The 9,303-nt window shown below is 58.9% G+C and carries 6 protein-coding genes and 3 pseudogenes; 8 read left to right on the top strand and 1 reads right to left on the bottom strand.

Annotated features, from left to right (window positions below):
* Window positions 1-36: 36 nt before the first annotated feature.
* The 4 genes and pseudogenes from AC1DVH_RS21485 to AC1DVH_RS21470 form a co-directional block, all read left to right on the top strand.
* A complete protein-coding gene (locus tag AC1DVH_RS21485) occupies window positions 37-1,158 on the top strand; it encodes a Re/Si-specific NAD(P)(+) transhydrogenase subunit alpha (protein ID WP_477755500.1) in 1,122 nt (373 codons plus the stop codon).
* An 11-nt stretch (window positions 1,159-1,169) separates the two neighbouring features.
* Window positions 1,170-1,520 carry an NAD(P) transhydrogenase subunit alpha part 2 gene (locus AC1DVH_RS21480; RefSeq protein ID WP_046042645.1) on the top strand — a complete coding sequence of 117 codons (351 nt, stop codon included), beginning with the start codon at window positions 1,170-1,172 and terminating at the stop codon, window positions 1,518-1,520.
* Window positions 1,517-2,953 (top strand): NAD(P)(+) transhydrogenase (Re/Si-specific) subunit beta, encoded by a 1,437-nt coding sequence (locus AC1DVH_RS21475; RefSeq protein WP_477755499.1) that lies wholly within the window; start codon window positions 1,517-1,519, stop codon window positions 2,951-2,953. Before AC1DVH_RS21480 ends, AC1DVH_RS21475 begins: the two co-directional genes overlap by 4 nt.
* A gap of 59 nt (window positions 2,954-3,012) precedes the next feature.
* A pseudogene (locus tag AC1DVH_RS21470) lies at window positions 3,013-3,207 on the top strand (helix-turn-helix transcriptional regulator); the annotation flags it as partial.
* A gap of 109 nt (window positions 3,208-3,316) precedes the next feature.
* On the opposite strand, the gene gbdR reads toward AC1DVH_RS21470, so the two are convergent.
* The gene (gene gbdR / locus AC1DVH_RS21465; protein WP_477755498.1) at window positions 3,317-4,420 is read right to left on the bottom strand and encodes a choline metabolism transcriptional regulator GbdR; all 1,104 of its coding nucleotides are present in this window, start codon (window positions 4,418-4,420) and stop codon (window positions 3,317-3,319) included.
* A 363-nt stretch (window positions 4,421-4,783) separates the two neighbouring features.
* Between gbdR and AC1DVH_RS21460 the strand changes: the two are divergent.
* From AC1DVH_RS21460 to AC1DVH_RS21445, 4 genes and pseudogenes are all read left to right on the top strand, one after another.
* Window positions 4,784-4,930, top strand: a pseudogene (locus AC1DVH_RS21460) (transporter); the annotation flags it as partial.
* Window positions 4,931-5,104: 174 nt separating this feature from the next.
* Complete coding sequence (locus AC1DVH_RS21455) at window positions 5,105-6,556, top strand: DUF1254 domain-containing protein (protein ID WP_477755502.1); 1,452 nt, start codon at window positions 5,105-5,107, stop codon at window positions 6,554-6,556.
* 115 nt (window positions 6,557-6,671) lie between these two features.
* Window positions 6,672-6,860: pseudogene (locus AC1DVH_RS21450) on the top strand (transporter); the annotation flags it as partial.
* 487 nt (window positions 6,861-7,347) lie between these two features.
* On the top strand, window positions 7,348-8,736 hold the full coding sequence (locus tag AC1DVH_RS21445) for a DUF1254 domain-containing protein (protein ID WP_477755501.1): 1,389 nt from the start codon (window positions 7,348-7,350) through the stop codon (window positions 8,734-8,736).
* The last annotated feature ends 567 nt before the right edge of the window (window positions 8,737-9,303 follow it).

Here is a 9,303-nt window from a genome sequence, read left to right as displayed (position 1 = left end):
TGGGTTTACTCAATAAGATCACGCAGGAGATTTGACGTGCACATTGGTGTTCCTCTCGAAACCCAGACCGGTGAAACACGGGTTGCTGCAACCCCGGAAACCATCAARAAGCTGATCAGCCAGGGTCATAAGGTCACTGTACAAAGCGGCGCCGGCGTYAATGCCAGCGTAGTCGACAGTGCCTATGAAGCGGCAGGCGCAACCATTGGCAGCGCCAATGACGCGTTTGGTGCAGAGCTGATTTTGAAGGTGGTCGCGCCCAGCGACAGCGAGCTGGCGCTGATTAAAAGCGGCACCGTYGTGGTGGGGATGCTCAACCCGTTCAGCAACGAAACCATCGCCAAGATGGCTGAGTGCGGKATTACCGCCTTCGCCCTGGAGGCCGCGCCGCGTACCTCCCGCGCACAGAGCCTGGATGTGCTGTCCTCGCAAGCCAACATCGCCGGCTATAAGGCGGTGTTGCTGGCCGCTCATCATTATCCGCGGTTCATGCCAATGCTGATGACCGCTGCGGGCACTGTGAAAGCAGCGCGCGTGCTGATTCTCGGCGCTGGTGTAGCGGGTTTGCAGGCCATCGCTACCGCGAAACGCCTGGGTGCGGTGATCGAAGCGTCTGACGTGCGTCCTGCGGTGAAAGAGCAGATCGAATCCCTCGGCGCCAAGTTCGTCGACGTGCCTTACGAGACCGATGAAGAGCGTGAATGCGCCGTCGGTGTCGGCGGCTACGCCCGCCCGATGCCGGCCAGCTGGATGCAGCGCCAGGCCGCGGCCGTACACGAACGCGCCAAGCAGGCTGACATCGTCATCACCACCGCGCTGATTCCCGGCCGCAAGGCACCGACACTGCTAAGCGCGGAAACTGTGGCACAGATGAAACCGGGCTCGGTGGTCATCGACCTCGCGGCCGCCCAGGGCGGTAACTGCCCGCTGACYGTGGCCGATCAGGTGGTCGTCGAAAATGGCGTGACCATCGTTGGCCCAACCAACCTGGCCAGCGCCGTGGCGGCCGATGCTTCGGCGCTGTACGCMCGCAACCTGCTGGACTTCATGAAACTGTTGTTCGATAAAGAAGGACAACTGGTGATCAACCTTGAAGACGATATCGTCGCCGCGTGCCTGATGTGCCGCGACGGCCAGATCGTGCGCAAGAACGGCTGAGGATAAAAACAATGGAAGACATGCTGATCTCTCACGGTATCTACAACCTGATCATCTTCGTGCTGGCGATCTATGTCGGCTACCACGTGGTCTGGAACGTCACACCGGCACTGCACACGCCGCTGATGGCGGTGACCAACGCCATCTCGGCCATCGTGATCGTCGGCGCCATGCTCGCCGCCGCCCTCACCGTGACCCCGCTGGGCAAGACCATGGGCACCCTGGCCGTGGCCCTGGCCGCGGTCAACGTGTTTGGTGGCTTCCTGGTGACCCGGCGCATGCTGGAAATGTTCAAGAARAAAGCGGCCAAAGCTCCGGCTGCCAAGGCCGCCGCAGTCAAGGCTGAGGTGCAGCAAGCATGAGCATGAACCTGGTTACGTCCCTGTATTTGATTGCCTCGGTCTGCTTCATCCAGGCACTCAAGGGCCTCTCGCACCCCACCACATCGCGGCGTGGCAACCTGTTCGGCATGCTCGGCATGGGCCTGGCGATCCTCACCACAGTCGGCCTGATCTACAAGCTCGGCGCCGAGCTCGCGCATGACGGTATCGTCTACGTGATCGTCGGCCTGCTGATCGGCGGCACGGCCGGTTCGATCATGGCCAAACGCGTCGAAATGACCAAGATGCCCGAACTGGTCGCCTTCATGCACAGCATGATCGGCCTGGCGGCGGTGTTCATCGCCGTGGCCGCCGTGGTCGAGCCGCAGTCGCTGGGTATCGTTGCGCAACTGGGTGACGCGATCCCGGCCGGTAACCGCCTGGAACTGTTCCTCGGTGCCGCCATCGGTGCAATCACCTTCTCCGGTTCGGTCATTGCCTTCGGCAAGCTGGCCGGCAAGTACAAGTTCCGCCTGTTCCAGGGTGCACCGGTACAGTTCAGCGGCCAGCACAAGCTGAACCTGCTGCTGGGCCTGACCACACTGGCCCTGGGCGTGACCTTCATGCTCACCGGCGACTACACCGCCTTCGCCGTGATGCTGGCGCTGGCCTTCGTGCTCGGCGTGCTGATCATCATCCCGATCGGCGGCGCGGACATGCCCGTGGTCGTGTCGATGCTCAACAGCTACTCCGGCTGGGCAGCGGCGGGCATCGGCTTCTCGCTGAACAACTCGATGCTGATCATCGCCGGTTCGCTGGTAGGCTCGAGCGGTGCGATCCTCTCGTACATCATGTGCAAGGCGATGAACCGCTCCTTCTTTAACGTGCTGCTCGGCGGTTTCGGCAATACGACGGAGGCGGCCGGCCCGGCGGGTTCGAAAGAAGCCCGTCCGGTGAAATCCGGYTCGGCYGACGACGCGACCTTCCTGCTGACCAACGCCGACACCGTGATCATCGTGCCGGGCTACGGCCTGGCGGTYGCGCGGGCRCAGCATGCGCTGAAGGAACTGACCGAGAAGCTGACCCATCGCGGCGTGACCGTGAAGTACGCGATCCACCCGGTGGCCGGTCGTATGCCCGGGCACATGAACGTGTTGCTGGCCGAGGCCGAAGTGCCTTACGACCAGGTGTTCGAGATGGACGACATCAACTCCGAGTTCGGCCAGGCCGACGTGGTGCTGGTGCTSGGYGCCAACGACGTGGTCAACCCGGCGGCGAAGAACGATCCGAAATCGCCGATTGCCGGCATGCCGATCCTCGAGGCGTTCAAGGCCAAGACCATCATCGTCAACAAGCGCTCGATGGCCAGCGGCTACGCCGGTCTGGACAACGAGCTGTTCTACCTGGATAAAACCATGATGGTGTTCGGCGACGCGAAAAAGGTCATCGAAGACATGGTCAAAGCCGTCGAGTAAACATGCTCCAGCGCCCTCCCAAAAAACCTCGGCCTTTAATAGGCTGGGGTGATTTTTGCGATACCACGCCCATGGCCTATCTGCGCAACCTGCGATTGGAGCAGGTGCATCTCGAATTGAGCAATCAAAGTGATGATGCGTCGGTAACCGATATCGCCTTCAAATGGGGCTTTGCCCACTTGGGTCGGTTTGCCCAGGAATATAAAAAACGTTTTGGCGAAGCACCGTCAACGACGCTTGGATTTCGAAGCTGATATTCGATAACTCAAACCAGAGTGATGGCGCCGCAGGGCAATGCGACTCTGCGGCTCACAATCACTCCATCAACCGACCACGGCTGCGATCTTTTAATGGCTTCTCGGTTTAAAGCCTTACGCTAGCGAAAGTCGACTCATTGCGCGCCTGGCTCAGTGCCGACAACGGTCCGGACAACGGCGACAGCACCAGGGCCTGTGGCAGCGGCGTCATCGCGACTTGTTGTGTGGTGTTGGAACTTACACGCTCGTCGCGTGGCGGAATGCCGTAGTACTCGCGGTAGCACTTGGAGAAGTGCGGCGTGGACACGAAACCACAGACCGACGCCACTTCGATGATCGACATCGGCGTTTGTTTGAGCAATTGCCGGGCGCGGATCAGACGCAGCTTCAGGTAATAGCGCGACGGTGAGCAGTGCAGGTACTTCTGGAATAGCCGCTCCAGCTGACGTCGCGAAACGGCGACGTACACCGCCAGTTCGTCGAGGTCGATCGGCTCTTCGAGGTTGGCATCCATCAGCGCCACGATTTCCTGCAACTTCGGCTGGTTGGTGCCGAGCATGTGCTTGAGTGGCACGCGTTGGTGATCCTGCTCGTTGCGAATGCGCTCGTAGACGAACATTTCCGAAATGGCGGCCGACAGTTCACGTCCGTGATCGCGGCTGATCAGGTGCAGCATCATATCCAGTGGCGCGGTGCCGCCGGAGCTGGTGAAGCGGTTYCGGTCGAGGGTGAACAGCCGGGTGCTCATGCTCACCCGAGGAAAGGCTTCCTGCATCGCCGCCAGGCATTCCCAGTGCACACTACAATCGAATCCATCCAGCAAGCCGGCACCGGCCAGCGCCCAGCTACCGGTGCACACCGCACCCAAGCGTTTGGACTGACGTGCCTGACTCTGCAGCCATGACACGTGTGCGCGGGTCACCGTGCGTTGAATTCCGATCCCGCCACAGACAATCACAATGTCGAGCGGCGGCGCTTTGTGCATGGCGGCGTCAGGCGTGATCTGCAGACCGTCACTGGCCCAGACTTGACCGCCATCGACTGTGAGCGTGGTCCAGCGATACAGCTCGCGACCGGACAACTGGTTGGCCATGCGCAGGGGYTCYACGGCGGACGCCAGGGAAATCAGCGTGAAATTGTCCAGCAGCAGAAAGCCGATGGATTGAGGCGCACGGTTCTGGGGTTGGGCCCCGGAGTTGAACGTCGTCATCGCGGTATCTCCTCACACAAAGCGGGTAAACGGCCTCAGGCGCAGGCTCTTTTTATTGCTCGTCCGGCGAGCTATTTGTATTTACCTGCAAAACTCACACCTGACTTCAATGAATCCTTCCATGCGTTCAAAAAACGACATGCCGATGTCTCTATCTCGATGATCGCAAGGGATAAGGTTAAAAGCGAAGGAGATGTGGTCAACCGCTCTACTCATTGGCGGTGAGCAATAAGGTAGCGTTTTTGGGAGGGAATGGCCGAAAACGACAACTTGCTTGCTACCGACATGCACAGGTCGGTTTTCGAAAAGAACAGTGGGCGATGACGTTAGTGATTGCAGCAACCTGAAGTATGCGCCGCGACGGTGCATGGCGGCCTATACCCGGTCTTTACCAGTGGCCGCAGTGTTGCCGGTGGCCTGATGTTGTACGAAATCGCCACCGACAACGTTGGACTGGCCAATGCCGGTGCAGCGGCCCGGGCACAAGGCCCTTCGACCATCGCCAGCAACCGGATACGCAATGGTCTATTCTGGCCACAGTCAATTGGCAGGATTGGTCGAAATTCGGCGACATCGGCATTGACGTAGACACTTCCAGAACCGGTTCACATGAACACTCGCGACGCCAGCTTGCACAAAACCAACGAGGTGGAAATGAAAAGGAATTCTAACAAGGGCTGGACAATGGCTGCGGCRSTCRTCGTMGTGGGTTCAACGCTTTTYGCGGGGTGTGCGAGCAAGAACGATCCGATCRCRCAGGCRGACAAGRCGGATGTGRCCAAGGGCGTACCYGCGCCRAGTCTCGAGCAGACCAAGGCGATCGCCGAGGAAGGCTTTATCTACGGCTTRCCGCTGGTCATGAACTACGCCGTGATGAACGAGTTCGCGGTGGACTCCAGGTCCAGCCAGTTCAAGGCCCCCTTCAACCAACTGCACAACGATCATAAGGTCGCGACGCCAGCTGACACGGCCATCATTACACCCAACAGCGACACGCCGTACTCCTTTCTCTGGGCCGACCTGCGCGCAGAGCCTCTCGTAATCACCGTGCCGGCAGTTTCCAAAAAGCGCTACTACTCGGTGCAACTGATCGACGGCAACACCTATAACTACGGTTACATCGGCAGCCGGGCAACGGCCAGCGCACCCGGGAGCTATCTGATTGCAGGCCCCGACTGGAAGGGTGCGACTCCCCCTGGCATCGACAAGGTGTTCAGCTCCACGACCCCTTTCGCACTGACGTTGATCCGCACCCAGTTGTTCAATCCAGCCGACATGCCGAATGTCGAGAAGCTGCAGGCGGGTTACAAGCTCCAGCCACTGTCCGCCTTCCTCCATCAACCCGCGCCGCCCGCTGCGTCGAAGATTGATTTCCTGCCGGCTACCACGGAAGGTATCAAGGCCAACTTCTTCGAGTACCTGTCGGCGGCGCTGCAGTATGTGCCAGCATCAGCGGAGGACAAGGAGATCCGTGCCAGGCTGGCCAGCATCGGGGTAGGCCCCGGCCGGAACTTCGAAATCAAAGACCTCTCGCTCGAGCACAAGGCCGTGGTCCTGCTCGGGATGAAGGCCGGCGACGAGAAGGTCGACAAGTTCCTCTCGAGCGGAATGAAGAATATCAACGGCTGGAGCGTCGGCGCGTTCTTCGGCGACCAGGCATTCTACAAAGGCGACTGGCTGATGCGGGCTGGCGCCGCGAAGGCTGGTCTGTACGGTAATGACGCCGCCGAGGCGATGTACCCCATTACGCGTACCGATGGCACCGGCCAGACGTTGAATACCGGCAAGCACAACTACACGCTCACCTTCCCCGCCGGCAAGCTGCCACCGGTCAATGCCTTCTGGTCGGTGACCATGTACGACGGCAAGAGCCAGCTGCTGATCAAGAATCCGCTCAACCGCTACCTGATCAATTCGCCGATGCTGTCGGCCATGAAGAAAAACGCGGACGGTTCGCTGACCCTGTACATCCAGAAGGATTCGCCGGGCAAGACCAAGGAAGCCAACTGGTTGCCGGCGCCTGACGACACGGCCTATCTGGTGATGCGCCTGTATTGGCCGAAGGCTACGCAGCCTTCGATTCTTCCCGCTGGCGCCGGTAGCTGGCAGCCGCCGGCAGTGGTGGCATCGAAGTAACGCGACGCTTGCGACTGCTTGCAGTTGGCAAGCAGTCGTTCGCTTGCTCAGGCTGAGATCCAGCGGGTCCTATTGCCGAAAGGGCTGAGGCCACTGGGTCTGACCTTGAATAGCAGAATCCACTTACGACTGGGAAGCCAGGGAGTGGAATGTGCCGATCAACCTGTTCGTGACGCAATTGTTCAAAGTCGGCAAGCAGCCCATGAGCCTTCAGGCGGGGCCGCGATACTGGGCGCACAGTCCTGAAGATGGTGCACACGGTTGGGGCTTTCGGGTGGCGTACTCACTACTCTTTCCTAAGTGAAACTATCCGTAAGATTCACTTTTAGCGCTCGAATGGTTGAGCGCCTGCGACTCGGTGAAATTCGAGACGTTGCCCCCCCTTGATGAGGATAGATATGAATCAAGATCATCAGGATTCCCGCCTTGGAGGGCACATCAGTGTCTAGCCATGCTGGCTGGCACGAAAATTCGCTACCCAGCCAGAAGTCAGAGGACACGTTGCTGTCATGTCAGCAGCGTTGTTTGATTTGCTGCTTATACTGACCGAGCAGTCTGCGCTTGCCATCCGTCGTGTTTCTCCTCGATCAGTGTCGCGCTCGCGTCGACAAACATCAGGAAAAACATAGCCTTACAGCAAGACAAGGAGCGTTATGAGATATCAAGTCGTGAGCAAACGCGACATTGAATATCGCCTGATTAGCAGTTAGCTGGCCGACTCAATCATCTAATGCGAAAAATGGAGTTTCAGGTTCATGATAACCACACTACCGAGAACATTTGGCTGTGCGATGGTATTGCTCGCGTCCTTTGGATTTACGCACGCCCAAGCAGCGGACATCACTCCCGCCGAAACGAAAGCCATCGCCGAGGAAGGCTACATCTACGGTCTGCCCATCGTGATGAACTACGCAACCATGTACGACTATGCCGTGGACAAGAACTCCGGCCAGTACAAGGCGCCGTTCAACCACATTCACAGCATGCACAATGTCTTTAGCTACAAGGACACGGCCATCGTCTCGCCGAACAGCGACACACCGTATTCCTTGATGTTTATGGATCTGCGTAGCGAGCCGATCGTGCTGTCGGTGCCGACGGTGGAGAAACCGCGGTACTACTCGGTGCAGCTAATTGATAACAGCACCAACAACTTAGGTTACATCGGCAGCCGCACCACCGGCAGCGAAGCCGGCGATTACCTGGTGGTCGGCCCAGACTGGAAGGGTGTGACCCCGCCAGGAATCAAGAAGGTGTTTCGTTCCAGTACACAACTCCTCTTCGTGATCTTTCGCACCCAGCTCTTCAATCCGGCGGACATGCCAAACGTCGAAAAGATCCAGTCCGGTTATGCGGCCCAGCCGCTATCGGCTTATCTCAAGCAGCCCGCGCCGCCTGCCGCGCCGGCGATCAACTTTCCGAAGTTCGACAAGGACCTCGTGAAGACCGACTTCTTCAAGTATCTGGGCTTTGCGTTGCAGTTTGCCCCGGCCACACCGGATGAAGTGGCGATCCGCGCGAGGCTGGCCCGTATGGGCATTGGCGCCGGCAAGGACTTTAACTTCCAGGAACTCTCCGCCGAGCAAAAGGCCGCAGTGGTTGAGGGCATGCAGGCTGGGCATACGAAGGTCCAGAATGCAGTCAATCATCTCGGCACGCAGGTCAATGGCTGGAACATCGTGAGTTCCGGCGGTGATGCCGCGTTCTACAATGGTGATTGGCTAAAGCGTGCCGCCATCGCACAAGCGGGCATCTATGCCAACGACGCCGAAGAGGCGACGTATCCGATGGCCAAGGTCCTGTCCGATGGTAAGCCGCTTGACGGCAGCAAGCACAACTACACCATCACCTTTCCCGCTGGGCAGCTCCCGCCGGTCAACGCCTTCTGGTCGGTGACCATGTACGACGGCAAGTCGCAACTGCTGATCAAGAATCCGATCAATCGCTACATCATCAACTCGCCGATGCTACCCGACATGAAGAAGAATGCAGACGGCTCGTTGACGCTCTACGTCCAGAAGGACTCACCCGGCGCGGACAAGGAAGGCAACTGGCTGCCCGCACCGAATGATCTGATCTACATGGTGATGCGCCTGTATTGGCCGAAGACGGAAACCCCTTCCGTACTGCCTCCTGGCAAAGGCACGTGGAGTCCGCCCGAGATCGTTAAAATCAATTGAGCACCTGACGACCGGTGCAGCGGACGACGCTGGCGCGTCGCCGCTGAACCGGGGCGTTACGTCCGCTGTGATTACCCAAAGGCCGGCGGTGGCCGCAAACCGTATACCTTGTTGTTTTGGCGTTATTTGCACGGCACTCCGCATGCCGCGATTCAACGCAATTGGGTGGATACCCCTCCTCAAGAGGGGGACAGTGTGAGCACAGCCTGTTCACGATGCTCTTAACGCACCGTGTAAATCCTTCCACCGTCCAACAGAGAACAACAATGTTCCCCGGGTCGAACTCGTCGTACACATGACCACTCAATGCCTACGATGACACTCCGTCGTTCTGACCGTCGATGCTGCTGGAGCATCAAGGATCGAGCCAGGAAAGCCGGCGTCCTCAATCTCACACTTTGTTACCGCATACCCCAATCGTGTGTAAAAACCTGCTTTGGTAACAGCCTCGCAGGCTGCCTCCCCCCCTGCGCTAACCTGCCTGAAAAGCCCATCCCAGAGCGCTGTACGCGCTTTCTCAGACGCCCAATCCGCGAATTGGCCGGGTGATTGCACCGGGTGATTGCA

This window comes from Pseudomonas sp. P4_C3, from assembly GCF_056402075.1.
The sequence above is the reverse complement of the archived record's forward strand: the minus strand, read 5'-3'. Positions and strand labels throughout refer to the sequence as shown.